Source organism: Actinacidiphila sp. DG2A-62 (genome assembly GCF_035825295.1).
Classification (GTDB): Bacteria; Actinomycetota; Actinomycetes; order Streptomycetales; family Streptomycetaceae; genus Actinacidiphila.
Map to the genome: position 1 here is coordinate 4,693,442 of NZ_JAYMGI010000002.1, position 26,986 is coordinate 4,720,427.

A 26,986-nucleotide genomic window follows, 5' to 3' on the forward strand; every position below is an offset into this window, starting at 1 on the left:
GCTACGGGGTGGTGAGGCGCTCCTGGAGGGCGGTGGCGCGCTGTATGTCGAGGTCGTGCGGGCCGTAGATGGCCTCGGCCTGGGGGAGGTTGTCGCGCAGGAGGCCCAACGCCCGGTCCGCGTGGCCGGCTTCGGCGAGGCGCTCGGCGTACAGGACCCGGGCCTTGACGGTGAGCGGGTGCAGCTCGCCGAGGATGCGCTCGCGCCCGTCCACCGCCTCGCGCATCAGGGCGAGCGCCGGTTCGTGCGCCCCGGACAGCGAACGCGCCCAGCTCAGCACGAGTTTGGCGGACAGCACCAGCGGGTGCCCGTCGCCGTAGAGGCGCACCCGCGCGTGCAGGGCGCGCTCCGCGGCGGCGACCTTCGCCTCGGCGGGCGCGTCGGTGCGCAGCAGCCCGTAGGCGTAGTTGCTGTACGCGATGGCGGTCACCACGTGGTCGGCGCCCAGGCTGCGCTCGGCGTCGACGATGGTCGCCGGGCCGTCGCGCAGGAACGTTTCGGTGCGGCCGGAGTGCGCGAGGAACTCCAGGGCGTACGCGCGGCTGCGCAGCGTCTCCACATGGTCGTTGCCCAGGGTGCGGCGCTGGCCGTCGATGGCCCGTCTGATCCAGGTCAGGGACTCCTCGGCGCGGCCCAGCAGATAGAGCGTCATGCTCAGCGCCGCCGCCGTCTCCAGGGTCTCGCGGTGCCGCGCGCCCAGGACCTCGGCGCGGCGCCCGTGCACGCGGCGCAGCACCTCCTCGGCGCCGTGGTAGTCGCCGAGGCGGCGCAGGTAGTCGCCCTGGTGGTGGCGGGCGGTCATGGTGTCGTGGTGGTCGGGGCCGTGCAGGCGCTGCGAGACGTCGCCGGTGAGCGTGGCGAGTTCCACCGCGGCGCGGTAGTCGCCCGCCTCGCAGATCAGCTGGGCGGTGCGGATGCCGAGCGCGGCGGCCTGCGGGCTGGTCCCGCGGTCCGCGTGGTGCAGGACCGCGGCGGTGTGCGGCACCAGCAGCCGCAGCCGCCCGGCGTGGGCGGGCGAGGAGTCGCCGGGCAGCGCCTCGTCGAGCAGCCGGACGGCCGTGCGCAGATACCCGGGGCGCTCCTCGGGGTCGATCCCGGCGTGGACGCTCTCCAGCACCAGGCCGTGCGCCTGGAGGCACGGCGTCACGGTGGCGTCCGGCCCGGGCGCGACGTAACTGTGCGCGGACACCAGGGAGTTGTCGATCAGCGCGCGCAGGGCCGCCTCGGTCGCGGACGACGCGCCGGCGGCCGTGAGACCGGACAGCACGTCGCGGGGCAGCGGCGCCGGGCTCCAGCAGGACAGCAGCCGCATCAGCGTCGCGGCCTCCGGCAGCCCGCGGGCGGCGAGGTCGTCCAGGGTGATCTGCCAGGTCCAGGAGAGGCGTTGGCGCAGCTCGCTCTCGGTGGAGGGGCCGCCGGCGTCGTCCACGAAGGGGAGTTCCGCGCCCTGGTCGGCGAGCGCCGTGCCGTCGCGCTCGAAACGGGCCCGGTAGTCGTTGAGCGACCAGGTCTCCAGCGCCTGGCGCTCCAGGTAGCTGCCGGCGAGCCGCAGCGCCAGCGGCAGCCGGCCGAGCCGGTTGGCCAGGTCGAGCGCGTCCTTGGCGGTGCCGCGGCCGGGCGCGAAGTCGGTGATGACGCGGGCCGCGTCCTCCGGCGGGAGCACGTCGAGGCGGTGCAGGGTCGCGTTCTGCCACTGCGGGGCGCGGGCGCGGCGGGTGGTGATCAAGATCGCGCCGGTGGGGCCGGGGAGGATCGCGCCGCCGGAGCCGTTCGCACCGTTCTGGGCGCCGGGGCCGTTCGCACCGTTCTGGGCGCCCGGGCCGTCCGCGCCGCCGGAACCGCTCGCGCCCTCCGCGCCGCCGGAACCGCTCGGGCCGTCCGGGGCGTCCGCGTCTCCCGTGCCCTCGGCGCCGCCCGCGCGCTCCGCGCCGCTCGGAGCGCTCACGCCGCCCAGGGCCCCCAACCGCAGCCATCCGTCCAGCAGTTCGGGGCTGTCCGCCTTGTCGATGACCAGGAACCAGCCGCGGGTGCGCGCGAGATACCGCCACACCAGGTCGGACGCGGCCAGCCGGCCGTCGTGCGCGGCGAGCAACTCCGCCGGCTCGGCGCCGAGTTCCGCGGCCACGGCGAGCATGCCGCGGCGCAGGCCGGCCCGATCGGCGGCGACCACCCACAGGGCGGTCAGGCCCGCGGCCTGCGCCGCCAGGAACACCTCGGCGGCCAGCGCGGTCTTCCCGCTGCCGCCCATGCCGTGCAGCACGTGCGGCGCGGCGCCGGGCCGGCGCGCGGCGGCGGTCAGCACGGCCCGGAGCTCGTCCCGGCCGCGAAAGACCCGCGGCGGACTCTCCACCCTCGGCGTGCGGACCGACTCCTGCCACAAACCCGTGTCGCGGGAGGCGGAGTCGACGATCGGATCGCCGAACGCGTGCGAATGGTCCCGGTAGACCGACCGCGTCCCGGCGGGCCGCGGCCGCTCCCCTCGGGATTCCGTTTCCGCGGCCGCCCAGCGAGTGGGAAACCGATCCGGAACGCGGACCCCGAGCGCGTCGGCGGCTCCCGCGGCACCCGAATCGCCGGTCGTGTCCGCGACTTCGCCGTCCGCCGTGCGGCGCAACCGGCGGGCGAGCCGTGAAACACCCGCGCGGGCCCGGTGCCATGCGGCTGTGACGGTCAGCGTGACCAGGGTCGTGCCCGCCGTGACCGCCACGGTGGTGAGTGCCGCATCCATCCTGCCTCACAGTCACCAGGACGATTCACCAATACCACCAGCATAGACGGAGTGTGGGCCTCCTGTGAGGGGTTCGTGGCCGGTTATCGACCGGCGCTCTTGTCGTGCCCACGGCCACAAGGCCCCATGGAATCATCCTGACGGCCACTCCCCAAACCCGGAGGATTCCGTGTCCGATTCACCATTCGAGGGTGCGTTCTGGTTCAAGGCAGTTGGAAGCGGTGAAGGCGGCTGCGTCGAGGTGGCCATCACCCCGACGGTCATCGGCGTTCGCGACACCAAGGACAAGGGAAACGGTCCCATTCTCAGCTTCGACCGGCAGGAGTGGACGTCATTCGTCCGCGACCTGCACGACGGCGGGTTCGCTCCGGAATGGCTTTCCCTCTGAGGACCGGCTCCCGCGCGGTGGACCTGGCCACCGCGCGGGGCTCGGCCCCCGTCACCCCACTGCTCGCCTCGGCCGGCGTGTCCGTCACCGGGGACGGCGCGTTCCAGGTGGCCGCCCCCCTGCTCGCCGTCTCGCTCACCCGCGACCCGCTCGCCGTCTCCACGGTCACGGCCGCCTTCTACCTGCCCTGGCTGATCGCCGGACTGCCCGCGGGCGCGCTCGCCGACCGCTGGCCGCGGCGCCGCGTGATGCTCGCCGCCGACCTCGTACGGGCCTGCCTGATCGGCCTGTTGGCGGTCCTGGTCGCCACCGGCCACGCCGGGCTGCTGCTGCTGGTCGCGGTCGTCCTGCTGACCGGGATCGCCGGCTGCTTCTTCGACGCCTCCTCCCAGGCGGTCATCCCGACCCTGGTCGGGCGCGACAAGGACATGCTCGCCAAGGTCAACGGACGCTACTGGTCCATCGACACCGTCGGCCGCTCGCTGCTGGGCCCGTCCGGCGGCTCGCTGGCCTTCGCGGCGGGGCGCTTCCTGCCCTTCGCCGGCGACGCGCTCTCCTTCGGCGCGTCCGCGCTGTTCATCAGCCGGCTGCCGAGCATGCCGGCCGCGGGCACGCCGCAACCGCTGCTCGCCGCGATCCGCGAGGGCCTCGCCCACCTGCGCAGAAGTCCCCAACTACGCCAGCTCGCCGCGACGATGGCCGCGTACAACTTCGCCTACAACCTCGCGATGGCGACCTTCGTCCTCTACGCCACCGGTCCGCTGCACGTCGCCGACTCCGAGTACGGCGTCCTGCTGGCGCTCGGCGCGCTCGGCGGCATCGCCGCGGGCTGGTACGCGGCGCGCATCACCCGCGACCTGAGCCACCGTCAGACCATGGTGCTGGCCACCGCGCTCCAGGGCGCCGCCTGGCTCGGCGTCGTGACCGTCCGGGCGCCGATCGCCATCGCGGGCTTCCTCGGCCTGATCGGCGCCGCCTCCACCCTCATCAGCGTCGCCGCGAGTTCGGCCCGCGCGGCCCTCACCCCCGACCACCTGCTCGGACGCGTCGTCTCCGCGTTCCGCCTGTTCGGGATCGGCGCGGCCGGGCTCGGCGCCCTGACCGGCGGACTCACCGCCCGGCAGAGCGATCTGCGCACCCCGCTGTGGGCGGCGGTCGCCGTCCTCTTCGTCACCGTCGCGGCGTGGCGCCCCTGGCGCCTCACGAGCCCCGCCGCGACACCGGCCACGGTCCCGGCCGCGAAGCCGGTCGCCGCTCTGACCCCGACCCCGACCACGACCACGACCCTGACCCCGACGCTCACCCCGACTGCCGGCGCCACCGTGACCGCGACCGCGTCGACGACCTACTCGACCTGACCGCCGCCGGCCCCGCCCCGCACACACCGGCGCGGGTTTCCGCAACACCTCCGATTCAGCCAATTTCTCTTCCCTTTTCCCCGGCCGGGTTTTCCCGTGGCGCGGCGCAGCCATGCCCGATAGGGTCCGGTTCCGAATCGGGCAAACCCCGGCCGGGCTTCTTCCCTTCACCTCCGGGACACGTCGGGACGCTTCCCGACTTCCCCTGTCCTTCGGCATATTCGAATGCGATGTGCCACCGGCAAACGAAATTGCCCCGGCGGCTCCGTGAATGCCCACCCGGACCGTTCCGCCGGGCGGCGGGGGCCGACCGCTTCAGCACCGACGAGTCCTATGGCGTCCTGCGCATTTCCGAGGGGGAGAGACGGCCGGGCGCTGTCATGCGCGGGCGGTGGGCTGCTTCCGGCGTCCCTTGGCCGCGTCGCCGAGCCCGGGCAGCTCCACCTGGTTCCCCACCCCGGTCAGCCGGTTGACGATGGGCTCGACGTCGCCGAGTTCGGCCCCCGACCAGCGGCGGTGCATCCGCTCGGCCACCGCGTAGGTGGTGCCGCTGCCGCCGAAGGGGTCGAACACCAGGTCGCCCGGCTCGCTGGCGATGTCCAGGACGCGCTCCAGGAGCTTCTCGCTCAGCTCGTTCGCCTGCCGGTTCTTGGTCCCCTGGTGCCGCACGGGCGGGATGTCGTTCCACACGTCCGTCAGGTTGATCCCGTCCGGGTGCAGCTTGTCGCGGTGGCCGCCGTAGTCCTTGATGTCCTTGCCGCAGTGCCGGCACACCTGGACGGGCACGCGCGGCCGGGTGAAGGTCCGCGGCCGGCCGTTGGTGAAGTACAGCAGGCTGTAGTGGCTGGGGTAGAGCTTCCCCTGGATCGGCAGGCTGAGCTTGATGTCGATGGTGATCCAGTGCCGGAAGTCCATCCCGAGGTCCTGGAGGTAGGCGCCGTTGCGCATGTTCCACTTCGGGATGTTGTAGAGGAAGAACGCCCCGCCGGGGCCGAGCAGCCGCGCCCCCTCCTTGATCCAGGCCCGCGACCAGCTCGTGTACTCCGCCTCCGCCATGGCGTCGGTGAAGTGCTGGCCGTACAGCTTGCCGAGGTTGAACGGGGGGTCGGCGAACACGAGGTCGACCGACCCCGAGGGCATCCCCCGCATGACGTCCAGGCAGTCCGCCCGGTACAGCGTGCCCAGGTCGGTCCGGAAGACGGGCTGGGGCGCGTCGGCCGGCGGTTGTGCCTCGGCAGGCGGCCGGACGTCGGCGGGCTGCCGCACGTCGTGGTCCGAACGGGCGGGACCGGTCTGGTGGTTCACTTCGACTCCTTGCGTCCGCCCGCGCCGTGCGGCGCCTCGCGGGGCGGTGGAACGTTCGTGCCGGCGGCATGGCCAGGGGCGGATCAGCGGGCATCGCGGGACCGGGGTGGCGGCTCGGAGCGGGTGGGACGGTTCGAGGTCGTCGCGGTGCGGCGCACGCCGCAGGGGCCGGGCCGGGTAGCCGGGCCGGGCTGCGGGGTCAGTCTTGCGCACCGGCCGTGAACGGACAGCTCGTACCAACAGCTCGTACTACGGGTGGGCGGGTCGTGGCGTCGGCGAGCGCGTCGGCGGCCGCGTGCCGGCGTCTCCAGCGGTCCCGGCGTCTCCGGCGGGTCCCGGCGCCTTCCAGAGCTTCGGTGGCCTCGGGGCCCCGGCGGCGTCCGAGGCCGGCTCCCGGACCGCGGCCCTTCTCCGTGCGGTCACCGAATATTTCTGTCACCGATGTAACCTCGGAGGTGTCCCGGGCGGCACGCCCACCGCGTGCGCGCCCATGACCGCTGTGCCGAGGAGGGTTCGTGAGCGGGCGTACGGCGCACACCAGGCGTCCCACGCACACCGGGTCCACCCGCGCCGGGGCCCCGCGCGCCGGGTCCGCGCGGACGGCTGCCCCGCGCGCCGGTTCCGCGTCCGCCGGTTCCGCGTCCGCCGGGTCCACGCGCACCGCTGCCGCGCGCACCGGGCCCGGGCGGGCGGCCGGGTGGCCCGCCGTGCTGGTGCGCGAGCGGCGTCGTCCTGACGTGATACGCGACCGGCCGGACGCCTGGCGGCTCGCGGTGGCCACGGTCTGCTTCGGCGCGTTCATGGGCCAGCTCGACGCGAGCATCGTCACGCTGACCTACCACAGCCTGCGCCAGGAGTTCGGCGCGCCGCTGGCCGGCGTGGAGTGGGTGTCGCTGGCGTATCTGGTGACACTGGTGGCGCTGCTCGTGCCGGTCGGGCGGCTCGCGGACGCCCGCGGGCGCAAGCTGTTCTACCTCTACGGGTTCGTCGTGTTCACCCTCGCGTCCGCGGCGTGCGGCCTGGCCCCCTCGCTCGGCGCCCTGATCGCCTTCCGCGTGGTGCAGGCCGCCGGGGCCGCGATGCTCCAGGCCAACAGCGTCGCCCTGGTGACCACCAGCGCGCCGCGGGAGAAGATGCGCGCCGCGCTCGGCGTGCAGGCGGCGGCGCAGGCCGTCGGGCTGGCCCTGGGGCCGACGGTCGGCGCGGCGCTGGTCTCCACCATCGGCTGGCGCTGGGTGTTCGGCATCAACGTGCCGATAGGCGTCGTGGCCCTGGTCGCCGGGCACTTCCTGCTGCCGCGGACCCGCGGCCGCACCCCCGTACCGGCCTTCGACTGGTGGGGGCTGGCCTGGCTGTCGGCGGCGACGACCGCCCTGCTGCTGGGCGTCTCGGCCGCGTCGGGCCTGCCGCTGCCGGTGTGGGCGGTGGTCGCGCTGTTCGCCGGGGCGGCGGGGGCGGGCGCGCTGTTCGCCGTACGGCAGCGGCGGGCGCCGGCGCCGCTGCTGGACCTGGCGCTGCTGCGGGTGCCGGCGGTGGCGCCCGGCCTGGTCGGGGCGCTCTGCGGGTACCTCGTGCTGTTCGGGCCGCTGGTGCTGGTCCCGACCGTGCTGAGCCAGGCCGGCGCCTCGGAGTTGCTGACGGGCCTGGTGGTCAGCGCGCTGCCGGCCGGGTTCGCGCTGGTCGCGGCCGGGGCCGACCGGGTGCTCGGGGCGGCGGTGACGGACCGGTCCCGCTGCCTGCTCGGCGCGGGCGCGGTGGCCGCGGCGCTCGCCGGCATGCTCGTCCTGCCGGTGACGCCCGGCGGGCTCGCCCCGCTGCTCGGGTTGCTCGGCGCCGGCCTCGGGCTGTTCACCCCGGCCAACAACGCGCTGGTCATGCGGGCGATCCCGGTCTCCGCCTCCGGTACGGGCGGCGGCCTGGTCAACATGACCCGCGGCCTCGGCACGGCGCTCGGCGTCGCCCTGGTCACCCTGGCGCTGCACCTCGCCCCCACCGCGTCCCCGGCCGCCGCCGCGCACCACGCCGCCCTGCTCCTGCTCGCGGCGGCATGCGTCTGCCTCGCGTCCTCCCGGCTCAGCCCCCGCACCGACGAAGCGAGCGGACACCCCCGCTGAGCCCACGCGCCGCCGGCGCCCCCCCGCGGGCGCCGGCGTCCGGGCGGGGGTGCGCGGGCGGCTACTCTCGTCGCATGCCCCCGCAGCCGCAGCAGCCCGAGGTCTCGCCGGCGCGGGCGGGCGCCGGGCCGGCGCCCGCCGCGCGGACCGCCGCCGCGGAGGGGGCCGGCCAGGGGCCGGCGGGGGCCGGGCGCCCGACGCGCGGCGGCTCACCGACGCCGTCACGCGGCTGCGCCGCGCCCTGCGCGCGTCCATCCGCAGCGACTACCCGTGGGAGAAGCTGCCGATGGCCCAGGTGGAGCTGCTGCAAGTGCTCGGCGAGCACTCGCCGGCCCGCATCGGCGACCTGGCGCTGCGCCAGCGCCTGGCCGCGAGCACCGTCAGCGGCCTCATCGGCCAGATGATCGCCTCGGGCCTGGTGGCCCGCGAGGTCGACCCCGCCGACCGCCGCGCCTCCGTGGTCACCCTGACCGACGCCGGCCGCGAGCAGCTCACCGCGTGGACCCAGGCGCACGAACGCCGCCTCGACGCGGCCCTCGCCTCGCTCGACGACGGCGAGCGCGCGGCCGTGGCCGCGGCCCTGCCCGCTCTCTTCCACCTGGCCGAGTACCTCGGCGAGCCCCCGGACACGGCCGCCGATCCGGCGTGAATTCACGGAATTCACGCCGCCAAACATCACTCGGAAGCATATAGTGGTCCACGCCGCGCGCCGGTCGTGCGCCCTGCTCACACTTTCCGCCCCCGGTTTCCGCGCGAACCTTTCCGGTCAGAAGAAGTCCAGGTCAGGCACGTCATCGTGCGAATATCGCGAGCGAATCGCCGATCATCGAAGAAATGCGGTCGGCGACCGTTTCTTCGACCCGTTCGTATGACGATCAGCACCGTTTCTCCTTACCGTTTTCGACGGTGCGGGCGCTCCACGCGCCCGCCGCCCGAGACGAAGCGGGAGACCTGCATGCTCCGACGTCCACGACCGCGTCCACGCTCCCTGACCTCACGCGGCTCCCTGACCTCACGCGCCAGAACCCTGCCCACCGGAACGCCGCCCGCCGGACCCCCGCGGCCGCTCGTCGCACGAGCGGCCGTCGCCGTGTTCGCGGCGCTGCTCCTGGCCGCCGCCGGTTCCGCGCAGCCGGCGGCGGCCCACGACGGCTCCGGGGGCACCAACCCGCCGCCGGCGGCAGCGGGTCCGCGCTGGTGAAGACCGCGCAGAACGTCACCAGCCCCGGCCGGCTCCCGGTGCGGCACGGCGACACCGTCAACTGGACGGTCGGCTACCACGACGCGGCGACCGGCGGCGATCCCGCCGCCGTGACCGTCACCGACCCGATCACCGGCGCGGGCACCGCCCAGACGTACGTGCCCGGTTCGCTGCACGTGCCGCCCGGCTGGACGCCCTCGTGGTCCACCGACGGCAGCACCTTCACCGGCGCCGACCAGGGCGCCGCGACCACCGCCGTCCGCGGCACCGGCCCGGCGACGACCGGCGCCGGCACCAGCGTCAGCGGCGACCTTCTGCCGCCCGTGCAGGCCGCCCCCCGCAGCACCGGCGGCGACGGCTTCACCCCGATCCTGCACCGGACCGCCTCCGGCGACGTCGAGGCGTGGAACATCTACCACCACACCGGTCCCGCGAACCGGCTCGTGGTCTGCAACGACCTCTCCTCCGGCCAGCCGTGCGCCGGCGGCCCCTGGCCGCGCCCGCTCAACACCGCGGCCGGGCCCCTCGGTTCGGGCGACACCGGGGACATCTTCACGCCGCTGTCCCCGAGTTACGTCCTCGACCCGGGGCGCCCGGGCGTCGTCTACTATCCGGCGACCACCGCCACCGCCGTCGGCGTGGGCTGCCTGGACATGACCGCGCGCGCCAACTGCGGCTTCGTCCCCCTGGAGATGAGCGGCGGCGCCCCCTCCAGCGCCAACGGCCTGGCCGGCCTGGTCGCCGTCGACGGGAAGGCGTACGCGACGGCGAGCACCGGCCAGGTGCTGTGCATGGACCTCGCCGCCCGGACCCCGTGCGCCGGGCAGCCGTTCGCCGCGATCGTGCCGCCCAACCACGACCTGCCGGGCGCCGCGTACGCCCTCTACCAGGGCGGCATGACCGTCGCGGACGGGCGCGTCTACGCCTCCTCGTCGCCCACCACCGGCGGCTCGACCGCCCCCGGCAGCACGGCGCTCGGCTGCTTCGACCCGGCCACCGGCACGGTGTGCGCCGGCTGGACCACCCCGCACCCGGCCGGCCCGAACGCCGCCGCGTACACCTACAGCGCGTACACCTCCTACGACACCGCGGGCCACCCGAACGGCGTGTGCACCACCAACGCCACCTCCGGCGCGCCGTCCACCAGTTGCTACACCCTGGACGGCGGCCCGCTGGCCGCGCCCGCCACCGGACTCGACGCGCTGCCCGCCGGCGTCCTGGTCTTCGCCCCCGAAGTGGTCGACTCCGGCGGGGACCTGCGCAGTTACTTCGGCGTGTGGGGCGGGCCGCTGCCCGGCGACACCGTCTGCTACAGCTGGACGCACGCCCAGCCCTGCGCCGGTTTCCCCGCGGTGGCCGGCCATCCCGCCGTCAACAGCGGCGTCACCCGCGACTACGGCTACGCCTACGACGCCACGACCCGCTGCCTGATCGGCCTCGGCGACGCGGGCGTGCTCTTCTCCATGGACCCGGCGACCGGCGGTTCGCCGTGCCTGCACACCGGCGCCGCGGTCACCCTCACGCCGGCCGACTTCTACTGCGACGGCGGCGCCGGGCACGTCGCCGCGTACACCGAGGCCCGGCTGACCGGCCTGGACCTCGCGCACACCGACCCGGCCGGCACCACCGTCACGGTGACCGACCCCGACGGCACGGTGGTCGCCACCCCGCCGCTCGCCCCGGACGGCACCGTCGACCTGTCCGGCGTCTCCGCCGCCGACCACCCGTCGATCACCGTGACCGTGCGCCTCAGCCTGACCGACACCAGCGACTTCACCGGCACCGGCCACCCCTCGCTGACCGCGTCGTTCCGGGGCGACGACCCGCAGATCTGCCTGCGCACCGTCGTCACCGCCGACTGCGCGACCACCCACGTCGACGACACCGCGACCGGCACGGACAGCACGGGCGCGCTCACCTCCAACCCGGTGTCCCTGGGCGTCGAGCCCGGCGCGCAGTGCCTGCCGGACATCACCGTGAACAAGGAGATCTGCACCGTCTCCTCGCCGCACGCCTGCGGCCCCGGCGGCGCCGGACCCTGGGCCAAGTCCAGCCCGGTGGGGCTGCTGCAGCTCCTGGGCACCGCGTACTGGCGGATCACCGTCACCAACAACGGGCCGGTGGACGCCGCGGGCGTCACCGTCAACGACGCGGTGACACCGGCGTGTTCGCACGCGGCCGGCACCTTCGCACTGGCGGCCGGCGCGACCCGGCAGGTCTACTGCGACAGCTTCCTGCTGGCGCTGCCGGTGAAGAACACCGCGAGCGCCACCTACTACCCGGCGGGCGCCCCGCACGGCACCCCGCCCCTCACGTCCCCGCCGTCCTCGGCGGTGGCCTGCTCCCTGCTCTGCATCCTGGGCAGCCCTGACAGGTCCTGACGCGAAGGAACCCGCCTCCCGGTCGTGCTCCGGGAGGCGGGTCCCCGCTCGGGCGGCGGCCGAGGCCCCCGCGGCGGCGCTACCTCACGCTCGCCCCGCGCTCACCCGACGCCTGCTCCGCGCTCACGCCAGCGCGAACTTCTGCGCGCCGGTGCCGTTGCAGTCCCAGATCTGCAGCCGGGTGCCGTTCGCGGTGGCGCCGGACGGGGAGTCGATGCAGCGCCCGGTGGTCGGGTTGGACATCGAACCGTCGCCGTTCACCACCCAGTTCTGGTAGCCGCCGCCGTTGCAGGTGGCCAACTGGAGCTTCGTGCCGTTCGCGTTGACGCCGCCCGCGATGTCCAGGCACCTGCCCAGCGTGCGCAGCGTCTGGCCGTTCCAGGTCCACTTCTGGTCCAGCGAGGTGGCCTGCTGGCAGTCCCACAGCTGGACCGCGGTGCCGTCGCCGCCGGTGTCGTCGCCCGCGACGTCGACGCACTTGCCGCCGGGGCCGTAGATCGGCGTGCCGATGGCGAACTGCTGCGCGCCGGTGCCGTTGCAGTCCCAGATCTGCAGCCGGGTGCCGTTCGCGGTCGCGCCGGACGGGGAGTCGATGCAGCGCCCGCTGGTGGGGTTGCGCAGCGAACCGTCGGTCTGCCGCACCCAGTTCTGGTAGCCGCCGCTGTTGCAGGTGGCCAACTGCAGCTTGGTGCCGGCCGCGCTGTTGCCGCCGGCGATGTCCAGGCACTTGCCGAGGGTCTGCAGGGTCTGGCCGTTCCACGTCCAGTGCTGGTCCTTGGCGCCGGACTGGCAGTCCCACAGCTGGACCGCGGTGCCGTCGCCGCCGGTGTCGTCGCCCGAGACGTCCACGCACTTGCCGCCGGGACCGGTGATCGTCTGACCGGTCACCGAGCCGCCGCCGCCCCCGGAGCCCGGGCCCTTGTTGTAGACGGCCACCGAGTCGATGACGAGCTTGCCGCCGGAGACCGTGGCCGAGTTGGGGCCGCCGCCGAAGGCGTCGGGGAAGCCGCCGCCCATCGCCAGGTCGTAGATGATGAAGAACGGGTGGTCGATCGCGTCGGTCCAGGTCTGCGCGTCCACCTGGTTGGCGTAGACGGTGAAGAAGTTGTTGCCGTCGAGGTAGAACCGGACCTGCTCGGGGGAGACCGAGCGGTCGATCTCCACCGCGTAGTCGTGGAAGCCGGTCTGGCAGCCGGAACACGCGCGCTCGCCGGAGCTGATGCCCGTCGACTCCTTGCAGGGGCCGTCCGGGTTGACGCCGCAGTGGATGGTGCTGAAGTCGGAGCTGCGGCCGTTGATGTCCTCCATGACGTCGATCTCGCCGGACTTCGGCCAGGTCACGCCGTCGCGCAGGGTCGAGCCGAGCATCCAGAACGCCGGCCAGTAGCCGGCGCCGTTGGCGGTGGTGACGTTGGGCTGCTGGAGGACGGACTCCATGCGCACGACGCCGCCGGCCGGGGCGCCGAAGGTCGCCGCCTGGGTCTCCACCCGCCCGGACGTCCAGCCGCTGCGCGGGTCGGAACCGGAGTGCAGGGCCTGGAGGACGAGATGGCCCTGCCCGTCGTAGTACACGTTCGACGTGCTGTTGGTCATCGTCTCGATCTCACCGGTGCCGAAGGAGCTGCCGGGACCGGTGTCGTACTTCCACAGGCTCTGGTCGATGCCGGTGCCGGACGCACCGTTGAAGTCGTCGCTCCAGGTGAGCGTGAAACCCGACGGCGGCGCGGGTGCGGCCGCCGCCTTCGACGTGTTCACCGTCAGCGTCGCGACGACGGTGGCCGCGACCGTGACCGCGAGGGCGGGCACCAGGACGAGCGCTCTCGTCCACCCGCGGCGCCGCGGTCTTGCAAAGCTCAGACGCATTGTCCGACCTCCAGGAAAAGGGCATGGTTACGCGTGTCCGCGATGACACCCCCGACCGCGGAATGTCATGTACGCAGCTTGTCTACCGGCCGGACGTTCGACAAGACCTGCGGTACGTACCAATGCCGGAACCTGCGAGGACGGGCCGTGCGGGGCGCCGTCCGGGCCGGCGCGCGCGGCCCTCGCGCCGGGGGCGGTCTTGACAGCGCCCGCCACCCGGCACGTACGTTCGGAGCGCACCGACACCGTCCACCCGCACCACGCCGCCCGGGCGCGCACCCGCCGCGGCACAGCAGCGTCCGGCCCCCGGCGGCCGGACCGATCGGAGCCGTCGTGAAGGGAACGCGCGCCGTGCCGGCCACGCCCGCGGTTCCGCCCGCGGCGCTGAGGACCGGCTGGACGAGGCGTCTGCACGTCGACCTGTGCAGGACGCACACCACGCTCTGTCGTTGACCTCCCGCCGTCCCCGACGGCTCCTGTTCGCCTCTCCCCGCGCGTCGGCGCGCCCGGGGGTGCGCCGCGCATTCGTACGTGCCCGCGCCTTTCGTGCGTGCCCGCGGGACCGTGCGTGCCCGCGCCCTTCGTACGTGCCCGCGGGACCGTGGGTGCCCGCGCCCTTCGTACGTGCCCGCAGACCGTACGCACCCGCGCGTGCGTGCCCTCGCGCGACGTGCCCCCGGCGAGCCGGCAGCGAGGAACCCCCCGACGTACCGCCCGACGTGATGCCGCCGGCACCCCGCCGGCCGGAAGGGACGACCACGTGAGCGCGAAGCCCCCCAGGACGCTGAAGACCATGACCGGAGCCGGCGGCGTCTCGGAGACGTACGACCTGGCCCTCGATCCGCGACGTTCCACCCTGGACACCGCCGTGCGGGTCGCGGCGCTCGCCGAGGCGGCCAGGATCGACGCGCTGTTCACCGCGGACCTGTTGAGCTTCGGCGCGCAGGGGGCGATCGGCTCGCAGGAGCCGCTGGTGTTCGTGTCGGCGCTCAGCGCGGTGACCTCGCGGATCGGCCTGATCGCGACCGTGTCGAGCACCTTCCACCACCCGTACAACCTGGCCCGGCAGTTCGGCACGCTCGACCACGTCAGCAACGGCCGCGCCGGGTGGAACCTGGTGACGTCCTCGCTCGGCGAGGAGAACTTCGGCCCCGGCGCGCTGCCCAGCCCCGAGGAGCGGTACGAGCGGGCCGCGGAGACGCTGGAGGTCGTCAACGCGCTGTGGGACAGCTGGCGGCCGGGCGCGCTGACCCGCGGACCCGACGGCGCCGCGGTGCTCGACCCCGCGCGGGTCCGGCCCGTCGACCACCGCGGCCGCCACTTCTCGGTGGCCGGCCCGCTCAACATCCCGCCGCTGCCGCAGGGCCGCCCGGTGCAGCTTCAGGCCGGGCAGTCGGAGGCGGGCCGGGCGCTGGGCGCGCGGTACGCCGAGGTGGTCTTCACCTCGCTGCCCACGCTGGAGGTCGCGGCGGACTTCACCCGCGCGATCCGCGCGCAGGCCCGGGAGTTCGGCCGGCCCGGCGGGCTGCCGCTGATCCTCAGCTCGCTGCACGCGACGTACGGCGCGACGGAGGAGGAGGCCCGGCGGCTGGTGCGCGAGCGGCGCGAGGCGATCGACTTCGAGCGCGGCCGGGCGCAGGTGGCCGACATGCTCGGCGGCGGCGTCGACCTCTCCGAACTGCCCCTGGACGCGAAGCTGCCGGAGAGCCTGCTGCCGGACGTCCGGTCGGTGAACCGCAGGCGCGGCCGGGTGGACATCTTCACCGCCTACGCGCGGCAGGGCTACACGCTGCGGGAACTCATCGTCGCCGCGCAGGACACCGGCCACTGGGCCGCCGCGGGGACCCCCGAGCAACTGGCCGACGCGGTGGAGGAGCGCTTCCGGGCCGGCGTGCTGGACGTCGTCATGCTCAGCGGCCTCGCCGACCCGCGCCAGCACGACTTCGCGGTCAACGGCCTCCTGCACGAGCTGCGCAGGCGGAAGATCGTCGCGGAGGACTACGCGGGCCCCACCCTCCGCGACAACCTCGGTCTGCCGCATCCGCGCGAAGCCGGCGCCGGGCGGGCACCGGAGTCCCCCGCCGACCGCTCGCCGACCGCCGACCGCTCGCCGACCGCCGGCCGCTCGCCGACCGCCGGCCGACTGCCGGTCCGCTGACGGAAGCGGGCCGGCGGGGCAGCCCTGGCGGGGCAGCCCTGGCGGGGCGCGCGAACCGCGGTGGTGTGCGCGGACCGCGGTGGTGTGCGCGGACCGCGGTGGGGTGCGCGAACCGCGCGTGCTCCGCGGAGGAATCACCGCCGGCGAGACGTCGTTCGTGCCTGCATGACGACTTTCGTTCTGGTGCCCGGCGGCTGGCGTGGCGGGTGGTACTTCTCCGACCTGGCCGACCGGCTGCGCGCCGCCGGACACCGGGCGCTGACCGTCACCCCCACGGGACTCGGCGACCGGGCCCACCTGAACGGCGCCGACGTCAACCTCGACACCCACATCGACGACGTGCTCGCCCTGCTCACCTGCGAGCAGGTCGGCGACGCGGTCCTGGTCGGACACAGTTACGGCGGCATGGTGATCACCGGAGCCGCCGACCGCGCCGCCGCCGGGGTGGTGCGCCGCCTGGTCTACGCCGACGCCTACGTGCCCGAGGACGGCCAGTCCTGCTGGGACCTGACCAGCGACGCGTACCGCCGCGCGTTCCTGGAGGGAGCGGCGGCGAACGGGTACGCGGTCCAGCCGCCGCCCGGACGCGACCCGCGGGTGACCGCCCACCCGCTGGCCTCCTTCCTCCAGCGGATCCGCCTGGACGGCACCGGCCTGCGCGACGTCACCACCCGGGACTACGTCTATCTGTCCGGCTGGGCGGGCACCCCCTTCACCGCCGTCCGCGACCGCCTGTCCACCGACCCGGCCTGGCGGGTCCACACCCTGGACAGCGGCCACGACGTCTGCGGGGACGCCCCGCAGGAGTTCCTTGAGATCCTCCTGCGAGGCGAATAGCCCCGGGACGGCGGGTCGGGTGCCTACCCTGTGCGCCGCCGACCGCGCGGGGCATGAACGCCGATCCGCGCGCGGCGACAGGCCGATCCGCGCGCGGCGACAGGCCGGGCCGAGCCGGAGAAGGCGAAGTCGCGGACGCCGAAGTCGCGGACGGCGAAGCCGCGGACGTCGAAGCCGCGGACGACTTTGGGCACGGCGGACGCCCGGCACGGGAGCCCGTGAAGAACCAGGACGAAAGGTCCCACGATGCGCAGCACAGTTCACCCCGCCACCAGGCGGGACGTACAAGCGGTCGCCGAAGTCCTCGCCGCCCTGCGGGGCACAGCGGACACCGGAGCCGCGGTGCTCAGCCGGCTCAGCCCGTCGGCGGTCGACTTCGCCACCGAGCGCTGGCAGATCGGGGACCTGGTCCATGAGTGGGTGTGCGCCCCGGGAACCAGCGGCGCCGCAGTGGTGCTCTACCTGCACGGCCGAAGGTTCCAGCATGAGGAGCCCGCCGAGGTCTACGCCGGGCCGCTGTCCGCGGCGAGCGGCCTCCCGGTGCTGCTCACGCACTACCGCCTCGCCCCGCGGCACCCGTATCCGGCCGCGCTGGACGACGTCCTCGTCGCCTACCGCGCACTGCTGGCCCAAGGATTTCCGGCGGACCGGATCGCGCTGGTCGGCCACTCGGCGGGCGGCACCCTCGCGCTGTCCGCCCTACAGCGGCTACGCGAGTCCGGCGACCCCATGCCGGCCTGCGCGGTCGCGCTGTGCCCGATCACCGACTTCACCCTGAGCGGCGCGTCACTGACCGCCAACGCCGAGACGGACCTCGTCGGCATGGACGAAGTGCTCCAGGTCCGGGACGCGTACCTCGCCGACGCCGATCCCGCGGGAGCCCCGCAGTCGCCGCTGGCCGGCGCCGCCGAGGGCCTGCCGCCCCTGCTGATCGGCTGCGGCGACGCCGAACTGCTGCGTGACGACGCGATCCGTTTCGCGGGCAAGGCGGACTCGGCCGGAGTCGACGTCACCCTGGAGGTGTACCAGGGCATGCCGCACGGCTTTCCGGTGCTGGGTCTCGATTCCAGCGCCGACCTGACCGACCGTGTGGGCGCCTTCATCACGCAGCGGCTCAGCGGCCTGTCGCCCGACACGCCGGAAGGGCCGCTGACCATTCGCCGACTCGGCTGGGCGTCCTACGAGATCACCACCGAATACGGCACCCGGCTGCTGGTCGATCCCTACCCTTCCGGCAGCGAGGGATTCCACAGCGGACTGCCGGAAAGTCACATCCGACCCGCCGAGCTGGCCGACGTGGACGTCATCGCGGTCACCCACGCCGGCTACGACCACCGCGGCCAGGCCGTGGAGATCGCGCAGGCCGGAGAGGCGATCCTGGTCAGCGGAACCGCGACGTATCAAGCGGCGATGCGAGCCGGCATCCCGGCCGAGCGGCTCGCGGCCACCGTCTCCGGCGTCGAGTTCCGCTACCGGGACGTGACCATCAAGGCTCTGCCCGCGCAGCATGAATCGACCATGCGCGTCGGCGGACAGTTCGTAGCCGACCAGCCCCAAAGCTTCCTGGTCACCACCCGGGCCGGGAGCCGGATCCTGTGCGGGGGCGACTTTTCACTGTCCGAGCAGGTACGCACCTGGGGCGAGATCTACCGGCCGGACATCGCGGTCCTGGGCATCGGCGGCATGCGACTCGGCCCGGTACGCGTGACCGAGCTGCCCCCCGCCGAAGCCGCGATCGCCGCACGCTGGCTCGGCGTGTCCACGGTGATCCCGGTCCACTACCCGCCGGGTGACCCGGCGCCGGCCCAACTCGCCGCCGATCTGGGCGACACAGTCCGCGTGGTGCCGCTCGCATTCGGAGACACCTGGACCGCGCCGACCCGAAGTCACGAACACGCGTAGCCCGCGCCGCCGCGTGGGGGCACCATCACGCCGTCTCCGAAGGGTGCGTGCGGTGAGGACGCCACCGGGGACGGCCGATCCGTGCTGTTGACGGCCGTGGTTGACCGTGCCGTACCGCCGTGTGTGGTGCGGCGGTTACGGCTATCGGTCGTGGAAAACGGTGGGGCGGGTGACGGGGACGACGGTGAGCAGGTCGTCGAGGCCCTTGTAGTCGTCGGGGTTGGTGGTGAAGAGGGGGAGTTCATCTGCGATGGCGATGGCGGCGATCATGAGGTCGGCGACCCGGCGGCGGGGTTTGCGGCCGGCGCCGATGACGGCGGCGCAGACCCGGCCGTAGATGCGGGCGGCGTCGGCGTCGAAGGGGATGGGATCGAACTCGTTCTCGGCGCGCTGCAGGATGTCGAGGCGGCGGCCGCGTTCGGCGTGCTCGTCGTAGTTGCTCTGCTCTTCGTTTCTGCGCACTTCGTGGGGCGCTGCGGACAACTCGGCCAGGGTGACGGCGCTGATCGCGACCTCTGTCGGCAAATCCGCGGGGTCGATCCTTTTGCGCAGGATGACGATGTTGGTGTCGAGCAGGCCCTGCGTGTACTCAGCGGGCATAGGGGTCGTCCGCCTCGTGCTCGGCCGTGGCGGCCTGGTCCGCCCGGAAGGCCTCCAGCGAGACGTCCGACGCGGTGCGGGACATGGCGGCGAATTCGGAGCGCGGAACGAACCGCCTACGCCGGCGCAGCGGGATCAGCTCCCCGATCTGGTGCCCGTCCCGGGTGACGGTGAAGGACTGCCCGCCCTGGACGGCGTCCATGATCTCTTTGGACCGGCTCCGCAGATCGCGCTGCGTGATCTCGGGCTGACCTGACATTCTTGCGCGGTGGCACCTTGTGCCACGGTGTGCTCCAAGGCGTGGCGCGGCGTGGCGCACCCGAGTGCGGGCGCAGTTGTGCGTGCGTTCTTCCGTGAGGCGGCCGGGGTTGTGCCCGGCAGTACCTTGTTCGCTGAGAGTTCAGGCCCCGTGGTGGGCAATAGGCCGTATTTGTCGCTTTCTCGGAAGTTGGTTCAGCGTGCCCCGGCCCCGTGGAAGACCCACAGGCCAGTCAGACTGCTCCCCGCACCCGCGGGTATGAGCCCCACGGCCTGCACGTCGTCTTGTCGATCCTCACCCGCTCCCCGCCCCCCCGCGCTCTCGGGGATGGACGCTCGTGTACGGGGCGGGTGAACGGAGCGTGAGGGGGCCGACGCCCTGTTCCCTGGGCCCGTGGGGGCGGACTTGGTGGTCGGCGTCAGGTGACCTCGTTGGGGCGGTTCCGAAAAGCCTGCGAAGGTGCGTCTCAGGTGTGCACAGAGATGTCGGACGAGTGGGCTTATGCGGGCATGTCGACGGTGAGGCCGGCGGTGTGCGCGGCGTCGGCGAGTCGTTTGTCGTAGGTGATGAAGGAGGTGAGTCGTGGGCGGATGCGCAGGGCTGTGGCGAGGTGGATGGCGTCGAGGCTGCGGACCGTTGCGGGCCTGATGGTCTGGGCGAGGATGCGGGTGCTGGCGTCGAGTTCGACCATGTCGATGAGGTCCAGGACGGGGTGGAGTCGTGTGACGGCTTCCGGGGCGTGGCGTGCCAGGGCTCGGAAGGATTCGATTTCGACGAGGGCGGAGCTGGTCCAGCCGGTGTCCGCGCGTTCGTCCAGCCAGTCGCGCAGAGCTTGGGACTCGGACTCGGCGTGGACGAGTTTGACCACGGCGGCTGAGTCGAGGTAGATCATCAGCGCTCTTCCCCGCGGTCGCGGGAGATTTCTGCGGCGACGTCGGTCCCGTCGGGCTCGCCCAGTGGCATTCGCAGGACGGCGCGTCGCATCGCGGCGGCGCGCTCTCTCCGCATGGCGGTTTCGAGGACGGCCTGGCGGATGGCGGCCGATCGCGAGCTGCCGTCGGTGGTGAGGATGGCCAGGGCGTGTTCGGTCTCGGAGTCGCTGCGGATGGTGATCGTGTCAGCCATACCGCAAGCGTAAGACGATGTGTCTTACAAGGCAAGCGTGGGGCGCTGTCCCTCCATCCGGTCAGACTCGTAGGGGTGCCGGTTCGGCGGGTTGGGCGTTGGATGGCTGTCCGTGGGTGCGCGTGGTGGCGCGGGCGATACTTCTGCGTGTGAGTGCCGGTCCTGCTGGGTCCCCTTCTGAGTGCCATCTCCTTCGGTTGACGGTACGGCCTATTTGTCGCTTTCTCGGAAGTTGGTTCAGCGCGGCTTGGCCCCGTGGAAAACTCGCAGGTCAGTCAGACTGCTCCCCGCGCCCGCGGGGATGGACCCGGGGCGCAGATCTGGTCGACGTCCTTGGCGGCCTGCTCCCCGCGCCCGCGGGGATGGACCCCGAACGTGCGGGGCTCCGCGCGCATCTGCGCCTGGTCCCCGCGGCCGCGGGGATGGTCCCGCCCGTGGCCCGCGCATGTGCGACGGCGTCCGCTGCTGGCTGCGGACCGCGGGGGTGGGCCCGTCGTTATCGGCGACCTGGGGGCGCCGGATGGTTGATGGGGGGGCTGGGGGAAAAGCTGTGCGTGTTCTTTTCCGGGATGTGGGTGATCTCGCTTGACGTGCCTCGAAGAGAATGCGTCTCGCTGTTGTAATTGGCTGCGGTGCCGGCCGGTCAGCTTTGGCCATCGGGTGCGTTCGCGTGCCGGAATTCGTCTGCTGATGGCGCGGATGCGGCACGCCGCCTTTGGATGTCGTCAGGCAACGGAAAAGCCCGACTCGTGGAGACGGGGCTTTTGTTTGGAGCGGATGACGGGAATCGAACCCGCGCTCTGAGCTTGGGACTCAAGGGGGCCGTCCTGACCCTCATGTACCGCTGTGAGTGGTGCGGATGTGGTGCACCCCGCGCAGGGCAGGTCCGTCAGACGGCGACGACGGTCAGGGAACTGCCCAGCCCCTTGAAGTCGTCGGCGTTGCGGGTGAAAAGAGGAAGGTCCTGGACGGAGGCGATGGCGGCGATCATGAGATCCATCCTCCGGGGACGTGGATCGCGCCCTGAGGCGATGGCAAGCGCTACGAGCGTGCCGTACCGGGCGGCTGCGTCCCCGTTGAACGGGAGGGGGTCGAAATCGGCGACTGCTGCGCCCAGTTTTTCCATGCGGGCAGCTCGGACGGCAGCGTCCTTGGCCATGGCGACCCCCTGCTGCAATTCGGCCATCGTGATGGCGGTGAGTTCGGGTACCGCTGGTAGGTCCTCCGGGTCGAGCACGTCCAAATCGATGTATGTGCAGGTGTCGAGCACCCCGGCCGGGTGGCGGTCAGCCATGGCTGCGCTGCCAGGGATCGTCCTCGCCAGCGCGGTCTTCGGTCCCGAAGAACTCGTCCGCTTCCTGCCGCATGCGGGCGGCGTCGACGCGCGGCAGTCTGCGGTGCCGCTCCACCAGTTCTTCGGCGCTCAGGCGACGTCTGCGGTGAAGGGGGCGCAGCTCTGCGACCTCGGTGCCGTTGCGGGTGATGTGGTAGGTCTCGCCGGCTTCGACGGCGTCCATGACGGCTGCGGATCTGTTGCGGAACTCGCGCTGGGTGATGGTCTTCATGGCCCGAGCGTAGCGCGCCGTGTCTCATGGTGCTACGAGTCGTTTGGGGCGGTGTCGGTGCGCAAACGGGCGCTGTGACCGCCGGGTGGCTGCCGTGGTCGAAATCCGGAGCCGGGTCCACGACCAGGAGGAGGACGACTGTCCGACTCCGCGAACATGCCAAGACCCGGAGCGAACGCCGACATTACCGGGGCGCTCGCGCCCCAAAGTCATGCACCGGTACCCCACGGGCAGCCACAGTCAGACACCCAGCCCGCCGACCGACGTCCTGCCAGCTTGAGCAGCAGGTCAGTTTTGCGTGCGTTCTTCCGTGAGGCAGTCGGGGCTGTGCTGGCAGTACCTTGTTCGCTGAGAGTTCAGGCGCGGCGGTGGGCAATAGGCGGTATTTGTCGCTTTCTCGGAAGTTGGTTCAGTGCGCCCTGGCCCTGTGGAAGACCTGCAGGTCAGTCAGACTGCTCCCCGCGCCTGCGGTGAGGGTCCGCTGTGGGGTGGGGTGCTTGTCTGGGGCAGGTCATGGTCACCCAATGGTGGCCGAGCCTGGTGGGTGCGGAAAGGTCATGGGTGCCGGGCGGGAAGGCCCTGCGTGTTCTTTTTGATACGCCTTGACGGTAAATACGTCTCGCTGTTCCGGCCGGTCGGTCGCGGTCATCGGGTGCATTCGCGCCCCGGATATTCGTGGGCCAAGGGCGCGAATATGGTGCCTGGTCCTCGAACTGGTCCGCACAACGACAAAGCCCCAAGTCCATGACCTGGGGCTTTTCTTTGGAGCGGATGACGGGAATCGAACCCGCGCTCTGGGCTTGGGAATCACGGGGGCTTTGCTCGTGCGGTGGCCGGCTGACCTGCTGCTCAAGCCGGCGGGCCGGGTGACTGGCTGTGGCTGCCTGTGGGGTACCGGTGCGTCAGGTGCGCGGGGTGGCGCGGGTGGCGCACCCGCGTACGGGCGCAGCTTTGCGTGCGGGCCGTTCCGCGAGGCGGCCGGGGCTGTGACAGGTCGCCCCCGTCGGCTGTTTCCCGGGGCGCGGGCTGTGCCGGGCCCCGGGAGCCGTTTGCTGGGACGGGCGTCGTTCAGCTGATGCTCTGGATCTGGTTCCAGCCGTTCGCTGCGATGCGGCCGGGTAGGCCGGCCGTTCCGTCGAACTCGGTCGTACTGGAGGCGGCGCTGCCGACCTGGTCGACGAGGGCGCCGGTCGTCGTCGTGGCGATCAGGTCGGGTACGCCGTCGCCGGTGATGTCGCCGACGCTGGCGATCAGCGGGTAGGAGGACTTCGGGTAGTTGCTGTCGATCTGGGTCCTGGTCAGCGTGACCTTGCCGGTGCTGTCGAGGGCGGGCATGAACTGGAAGAGGTCACCGGTGGAGTCCTCTCGTCCCCACAGCGGTGCGAGGCCCTTGGTCGCCGTGGTCTCGCCCGGGGCGATCGCCGTCTAGCCGCTCCAGCCGCCCGTGCCGATCTTCTGCGGGCTGCCGAACTGCCCGGTCAGCGGCGTGCCCGGGAAGAGCCAGAGGTAGTTGCCCTCCTTGGTGACCAGATCGGGTATGCCGTCGCCGGGAGCGACGGACTGGGTGACCGCGGACCAGTCGCTGCCGTACCCCGTGCAGTCGGCGTGGGCCGTGACGCAGGCCGGTCGCGAGTAGGCCGAGCTGTTGTCGAACGAGTAGTACTGGCCGGCGTGGTCGGCGATGCCGCCGCCCGTGTTGTCGCGGTAGAACCGCAGGCTTGCCGGTGCTCAGGCCCACAGGTCGTCCGTCTTGGCGCCGCTGCTCGACTGTTCGAGCGAGGAGCGGCCAGGTTCACCTATGACGACAACGGCCGGCTGGTCAAGACGACGCAGTCGGGCGCGGACGGGTCGAAGTCGAGCATCACGGAGTACTTCTACGACGCGGCCGGGAATCTCATCGCCCGGGACGACGACGGCACGAGCACGCTCTTCCTGGGTGCGGACCAGCTCACGCTGGATCTGGCCGGCAAGGCGACGTCCGACACCCGTTACTACGCGGTGGCGGGCGCGCCGACCGCGGTCCGCACGGCGAAGGCGGGCAGCAGCGCGACGCGGTTGTCCTTCGAGGCGGCCGACCCGCACGGTACGGCGCTGACGGACATCACCGCGGACAACACCTCGGTCACCCGCCGCGCGTACACCCCCTTCGGCCAGGACCGCACGGCCGGCGGCAACCCGTCGACATGGCCCGGTGACCAGGGCTTCGTCGGCGGCACCCCCGACCCCACGACGGGCCTGACCAACCTCGGCGCCCGCGAGTACGACCCGGCCCTGGGCCGCTTCCTGAGCGTGGACCCCGTCCTCGACACCGCCAACGTCCAGTCGCTGAACGGCTACGCCTACGCCGACAACACGCCGGTCGACGCTGCCGACCCATCGGGTCTGATGCTGGACGGCGGTGGCGACTGCGGACGTCTGGACGACTGCAATGTCGGGGGTCACCCTGCCAGTGACTGCCCGCCGTTCTGCAGCTCGGACGGTCTGGCGCATGGCCCCAGCACGGGCAACGACAACAACAACTCGGCTCCCGGCAGGAGCTCCCACTCCAAGGGTCACCACGGCCACGGGTTCGGGAACTGGGTGACCTCCCATGCCAGCAAGGTCGGCCACACCATCGGTAGCAGCGCCGACACTGTGAGGTCGTACACCGAAGCGGTTGTCACGACCCCGCGGGTCTGGATCGGCTCGGCGGAAACAGCAGGCAGCCTCCTACTCATGTACGCGGGCGAAACGGGCGCGGAGGCCGGTGCCGCAGCGTGCCTGACCGGCATAGGCTGCATCGCCGGCGCACCACTGGCGGCAGTGAAGCTCACGGCTCGGGTGGCTCTAGCGCAGAGAAGAATGGAAAAGCATACTAGAGCTATCTGCACGATAAATTGGGTGGAGGGGAAAATTACAAAGAAGGAGGCCGTGAGTATGATGGCGCTTTCGTTGATCCCGACACGGGGCGTGGAACTTGGTACGAGGCGAAAGCCGGGCGATTCTGGGAAGACCTCCCTTCGCGCCGCGGTGGCGTAGAACGGTGGAAATCCATCGAAGGGCATAAAGCGCAACTCGCGAGGGATCAAGGGGTTGATTTCCGGGTCACATTTTCTGCGTCGTTCGGCAAAGGCCGGAAAGGTAAGGCGCTAGGAGCGAAGCGACGTGATCGTCCGGTCGAGTTGCGGAGACTTCTGGTCAGTACGACCATGGCTGGGCGCGCGCAGCGGGGTCATGGGTTGGGTGAGTTGGTCCTCGCCGAGAGTACGATCGGTGGCTCGCAGGTGGTCCCGGGCCACGGCGCGGGCGAGGTTTTCATGCGCGGCGGTCAGGGGGCGGCAACGCTCCGCGTGGGCATCGCCGGCCAGGCGCTGTGCTGTGCGTGTCGCGATCTGAGCGCCGACCAACGGACTTGCCTGCGGGTTCGCGTCCGCAGCGTGGCGCGGCCGTATACCGCGTGTGACGGCGCACCGTTGTACCTCGCGTTGCAGGTCACTAAAAGTGCGTTCCGCTCTTCACGGCCGTCCCTAGCTGATATTCGGTCCACTGACCGTCTGGTGAGGTGTGCGAGTGGCACGCTACCTCTGAATCGGTCCAGGAAATGGCAAAGCCCCAAGTCCATGACCTGGGGCTTTCTTTATGGAGCGGATGACGGGAATCGAACCCGCGCTCTGAGCTTGGGAATCACGGGGCTCCGGGCTTGCTATGCTGACGCTGACCTGCGAGAACGGTGGCTGTTCGGGACTCTGACGAGGGCTATCAGCGCCCCTGATTGACCGCGGTTCACTGCCCTAGCGGGCACGCTTCGGGCACGGTCGTCATACGAGCCGCCAGCGCCAGCACCATGGTTCAACGTCGCCGGCTGGGTGATCCGCCTGGCCTGTGGCTCGTCGGAGACCGAGACTATCTCCGTCCATCCACACCTGATCTCCCGGCATGAGGAACAGTGGTTGGTCAAGCCGGAAGATCCAGTCAGGATCGAACCGCACCTCGTTGAGCAACAGCATCCGTGGTGCCGTTGCGGGTTCGCCCAAGACCCTCATGGCCTCATCATATACCGCCCGCGTGCCCCGAGGGCTCCGCCTCACAAGGGCGGACGTGGTCGTCGGGACGCAGAGCTATCCGCATCGTGGCGCCAATAGGAAACCGCGGAACTTGCACCTTCATCTGAGACACGTTGACTCTACGCAGAGTAGGACAACCTTTCCTGACGTCGTTCTGGCTTACTCCCTTTGCCCCACCCCTCCTCCCATCCCGTCTGCCGTCGGCCCGCACTCTTGTGGAGCGGGCGTGGCTCAGGGCGTCAAGGTGGAGCGCGCCACTGTACGAACGACCTTGACGCCCTGAGCCATGACTGCTCGGCTTGCCCGGGTCGACGGCAGGCGGGATGGGAGCTCCCGCACCCCACCACGACGAACGTGCGGTCGCCGGCCGGGCCTGGTTCATCTCGGAGCCGGAGTGCCCCCCTGCCGGAGGCATCGTCTTGACCTCGACTGTGCGGTATCACCTCATGCCGGCGGCTTCCCCGGTGCGGGCGCGCGCGGTGCCGGCCGGGCCGAGCGGGGCGGAGACAGGAGCGACGGCGCGGCCGGGCGCCGGACGCGCGCCCGGCGGAGCGGCAGCGACGCCGGGTGCCTTGAACTCGTAGAGAGGGTTGTTACTCGCTGCTGGGTGGGGCTGCGTGTGAGTCGGGGCAAGGGTGGGCCCCGGTCGGTGTGGGGGTTGGGGTGGCCGGGGCCCTGGTTGTGGTGGGTGGTTAGGCGGTGTGGCGGTTGGTCCAGTCCTGGCGGGCGGCGGTCAGGGCGGGGCGGACGGTGTGGTCGAGGTGGTCGGCCTGGGCGCGGAGTTGGGTGGCGAGGGTGGCGAGCTGCTCGGGGTCCAGGTTGAGGAACCAGTAGTCGTCGATGAGCTGGAGGTTGACGACCGGCTGTCGCGAGGCCGGGTCTTCGCTGTAGGGGGCGCAGTCGATGCTTCCGCAGAGGATGACGGCGCCGATGCCGGGGTCGTCGTCGGTGACGGAGACGGTCACGCTCTGGCCGGGGAACGGCTGGTGGTGGTTGATGCCGGCCAGCTCGGTGCCGAGGTGCTGCGGCGGGATGCCGGTGGTGCTCGGGTCGTCCTCGGCCCAGGCCGGGAGGTGGCCGGTGGTGGTGTAGCCGTTGGTCGTGGTGATGCTCCACGTGGACCGGGTGGGTCAGGGCGTGTTGGATGCGGGCGATCGTC

General features: G+C 72.2%; 20 protein-coding genes. 9 read left to right on the forward strand and 11 right to left on the reverse strand.

Translation table 11 applies throughout. The features are described from left to right. Position 1: 1 nt before the first annotated feature. Positions 2-2,302: a tetratricopeptide repeat protein gene (locus VSR01_RS21020; protein ID WP_326450721.1), complete on the reverse strand. Its 2,301-nt coding sequence runs from the start codon at positions 2,300-2,302 to the stop codon at positions 2-4. A 595-nt stretch (positions 2,303-2,897) separates the two neighbouring features. Here VSR01_RS21020 and VSR01_RS21025 point away from each other — a divergent pair. Beyond that, positions 2,898-3,116 (forward strand): DUF397 domain-containing protein, encoded by a 219-nt coding sequence (locus VSR01_RS21025; protein WP_326450722.1) that lies wholly within the window; start codon positions 2,898-2,900, stop codon positions 3,114-3,116. Then, a complete protein-coding gene (locus tag VSR01_RS21030; protein ID WP_326450723.1) occupies positions 3,101-4,474 on the forward strand; it encodes an MFS transporter in 1,374 nt (457 codons plus the stop codon). The genes VSR01_RS21025 and VSR01_RS21030 overlap by 16 nt, the downstream gene beginning before the upstream one ends. Positions 4,475-4,852: 378 nt before the next feature. Here VSR01_RS21030 and VSR01_RS21035 read toward each other — a convergent pair whose 3' ends face one another. Continuing rightward, the gene (locus VSR01_RS21035; RefSeq protein ID WP_326450724.1) at positions 4,853-5,779 is read right to left on the reverse strand and encodes a DNA-methyltransferase; all 927 of its coding nucleotides are present in this window, start codon (positions 5,777-5,779) and stop codon (positions 4,853-4,855) included. 707 nt (positions 5,780-6,486) lie between these two features. On the opposite strand from VSR01_RS21035, the gene VSR01_RS21040 reads away from it, so the two are divergent. The 3 genes from VSR01_RS21040 to VSR01_RS21050 all read left to right on the forward strand — a co-directional run bounded on the left by VSR01_RS21040 (position 6,487) and on the right by VSR01_RS21050 (position 11,475). After that, complete coding sequence (locus VSR01_RS21040; RefSeq protein WP_442785509.1) at positions 6,487-7,893, forward strand: MFS transporter; 1,407 nt, start codon at positions 6,487-6,489, stop codon at positions 7,891-7,893. 286 nt (positions 7,894-8,179) lie between these two features. Then, complete coding sequence (locus VSR01_RS21045) at positions 8,180-8,542, forward strand: MarR family winged helix-turn-helix transcriptional regulator (RefSeq protein WP_442785510.1); 363 nt, start codon at positions 8,180-8,182, stop codon at positions 8,540-8,542. A gap of 548 nt (positions 8,543-9,090) precedes the next feature. Beyond that, positions 9,091-11,475 carry a DUF7617 domain-containing protein gene (locus VSR01_RS21050; protein WP_326450726.1) on the forward strand — a complete coding sequence of 795 codons (2,385 nt, stop codon included), beginning with the start codon at positions 9,091-9,093 and terminating at the stop codon, positions 11,473-11,475. A gap of 123 nt (positions 11,476-11,598) precedes the next feature. On the opposite strand, the gene VSR01_RS21055 is transcribed toward VSR01_RS21050, so the two are convergent. After that, positions 11,599-13,281 (reverse strand): ricin-type beta-trefoil lectin domain protein, encoded by a 1,683-nt coding sequence (locus tag VSR01_RS21055; protein WP_326450727.1) that lies wholly within the window; start codon positions 13,279-13,281, stop codon positions 11,599-11,601. Between the two features lie 817 nt (positions 13,282-14,098). Here VSR01_RS21055 and VSR01_RS21060 point away from each other — a divergent pair. The 3 genes from VSR01_RS21060 to VSR01_RS21070 all read left to right on the forward strand — a co-directional run bounded on the left by VSR01_RS21060 (position 14,099) and on the right by VSR01_RS21070 (position 18,235). Next, positions 14,099-15,496 (forward strand): NtaA/DmoA family FMN-dependent monooxygenase, encoded by a 1,398-nt coding sequence (locus VSR01_RS21060; protein ID WP_326450728.1) that lies wholly within the window; start codon positions 14,099-14,101, stop codon positions 15,494-15,496. Positions 15,497-15,661: 165 nt separating this feature from the next. After that, positions 15,662-16,333, forward strand: coding sequence for an alpha/beta fold hydrolase (locus VSR01_RS21065; RefSeq protein ID WP_326450729.1), 672 nt, complete (start codon positions 15,662-15,664; stop codon positions 16,331-16,333). Positions 16,334-16,579: 246 nt separating this feature from the next. After that, entirely contained in the window at positions 16,580-18,235 is a 1,656-nt protein-coding gene (locus VSR01_RS21070) for an alpha/beta hydrolase fold domain-containing protein (protein WP_326450730.1), read from the forward strand. Between the two features lie 141 nt (positions 18,236-18,376). On the opposite strand, the gene VSR01_RS21075 is transcribed toward VSR01_RS21070, so the two are convergent. The 7 genes from VSR01_RS21075 to VSR01_RS21105 form a co-directional block, all read right to left on the reverse strand. Beyond that, the gene (locus VSR01_RS21075) at positions 18,377-18,835 is read right to left on the reverse strand and encodes a type II toxin-antitoxin system VapC family toxin (protein ID WP_326450731.1); all 459 of its coding nucleotides are present in this window, start codon (positions 18,833-18,835) and stop codon (positions 18,377-18,379) included. Next, complete coding sequence (locus VSR01_RS21080) at positions 18,825-19,094, reverse strand: type II toxin-antitoxin system Phd/YefM family antitoxin (RefSeq protein ID WP_326450732.1); 270 nt, start codon at positions 19,092-19,094, stop codon at positions 18,825-18,827. Before VSR01_RS21080 ends, VSR01_RS21075 begins: the two co-directional genes overlap by 11 nt. Positions 19,095-19,593: 499 nt before the next feature. Then, positions 19,594-19,986 (reverse strand): type II toxin-antitoxin system VapC family toxin, encoded by a 393-nt coding sequence (locus tag VSR01_RS21085; RefSeq protein ID WP_326450733.1) that lies wholly within the window; start codon positions 19,984-19,986, stop codon positions 19,594-19,596. Continuing rightward, the gene (locus VSR01_RS21090) at positions 19,986-20,219 is read right to left on the reverse strand and encodes a hypothetical protein (protein WP_326450734.1); all 234 of its coding nucleotides are present in this window, start codon (positions 20,217-20,219) and stop codon (positions 19,986-19,988) included. Before VSR01_RS21090 ends, VSR01_RS21085 begins: the two co-directional genes overlap by 1 nt. Positions 20,220-21,108: 889 nt before the next feature. Further along, positions 21,109-21,513 (reverse strand): type II toxin-antitoxin system VapC family toxin, encoded by a 405-nt coding sequence (locus tag VSR01_RS21095; RefSeq protein ID WP_326450735.1) that lies wholly within the window; start codon positions 21,511-21,513, stop codon positions 21,109-21,111. Next, positions 21,506-21,784 carry a type II toxin-antitoxin system Phd/YefM family antitoxin gene (locus tag VSR01_RS21100; RefSeq protein ID WP_326450736.1) on the reverse strand — a complete coding sequence of 93 codons (279 nt, stop codon included), beginning with the start codon at positions 21,782-21,784 and terminating at the stop codon, positions 21,506-21,508. Before VSR01_RS21100 ends, VSR01_RS21095 begins: the two co-directional genes overlap by 8 nt. A 1,068-nt stretch (positions 21,785-22,852) precedes the next feature. Then, on the reverse strand, positions 22,853-23,119 hold the full coding sequence (locus VSR01_RS21105; protein ID WP_326450737.1) for a hypothetical protein: 267 nt from the start codon (positions 23,117-23,119) through the stop codon (positions 22,853-22,855). Positions 23,120-23,455: 336 nt separating this feature from the next. On the opposite strand from VSR01_RS21105, the gene VSR01_RS21110 reads away from it, so the two are divergent. Beyond that, entirely contained in the window at positions 23,456-24,802 is a 1,347-nt protein-coding gene (locus tag VSR01_RS21110; RefSeq protein ID WP_326450738.1) for an RHS repeat domain-containing protein, read from the forward strand. A 1,717-nt stretch (positions 24,803-26,519) separates the two neighbouring features. On the opposite strand, the gene VSR01_RS21115 is transcribed toward VSR01_RS21110, so the two are convergent. Then, positions 26,520-26,936 carry a DUF6907 domain-containing protein gene (locus tag VSR01_RS21115; protein ID WP_442785693.1) on the reverse strand — a complete coding sequence of 139 codons (417 nt, stop codon included), beginning with the start codon at positions 26,934-26,936 and terminating at the stop codon, positions 26,520-26,522. Positions 26,937-26,986 lie beyond the last annotated feature (50 nt).

Bases quoted from the DNA above. Each gene is read 5' to 3' on its own strand.
- VSR01_RS21065 (WP_326450729.1), top strand. From the start codon at position 15,662: ATGACGACTTTCGTTCTGGTGCCCGGCGGCTGGCGTGGCGGGTGGTAC.
- VSR01_RS21075 (WP_326450731.1), bottom strand. From the start codon at position 18,835: ATGCCCGCTGAGTACACGCAGGGCCTGCTCGACACCAACATCGTCATC.
- VSR01_RS21080 (WP_326450732.1), bottom strand. From the start codon at position 19,094: ATGTCAGGTCAGCCCGAGATCACGCAGCGCGATCTGCGGAGCCGGTCC.
- VSR01_RS21090 (WP_326450734.1), bottom strand. From the start codon at position 20,219: ATGGCTGACACGATCACCATCCGCAGCGACTCCGAGACCGAACACGCC.
- VSR01_RS21085 (WP_326450733.1), bottom strand. From the start codon at position 19,986: ATGATCTACCTCGACTCAGCCGCCGTGGTCAAACTCGTCCACGCCGAG.
- VSR01_RS21105 (WP_326450737.1), bottom strand. From the start codon at position 23,119: ATGCCCGCCCTCGACAGCACCGGCAAGGTCACGCTGACCAGGACCCAG.
- VSR01_RS21045 (WP_442785510.1), top strand. From the start codon at position 8,180: ATGGCCCAGGTGGAGCTGCTGCAAGTGCTCGGCGAGCACTCGCCGGCC.
- VSR01_RS21100 (WP_326450736.1), bottom strand. From the start codon at position 21,784: ATGAAGACCATCACCCAGCGCGAGTTCCGCAACAGATCCGCAGCCGTC.
- VSR01_RS21095 (WP_326450735.1), bottom strand. From the start codon at position 21,513: ATGGCTGACCGCCACCCGGCCGGGGTGCTCGACACCTGCACATACATC.
- VSR01_RS21030 (WP_326450723.1), top strand. From the start codon at position 3,101: ATGGCTTTCCCTCTGAGGACCGGCTCCCGCGCGGTGGACCTGGCCACC.
- VSR01_RS21070 (WP_326450730.1), top strand. From the start codon at position 16,580: ATGCGCAGCACAGTTCACCCCGCCACCAGGCGGGACGTACAAGCGGTC.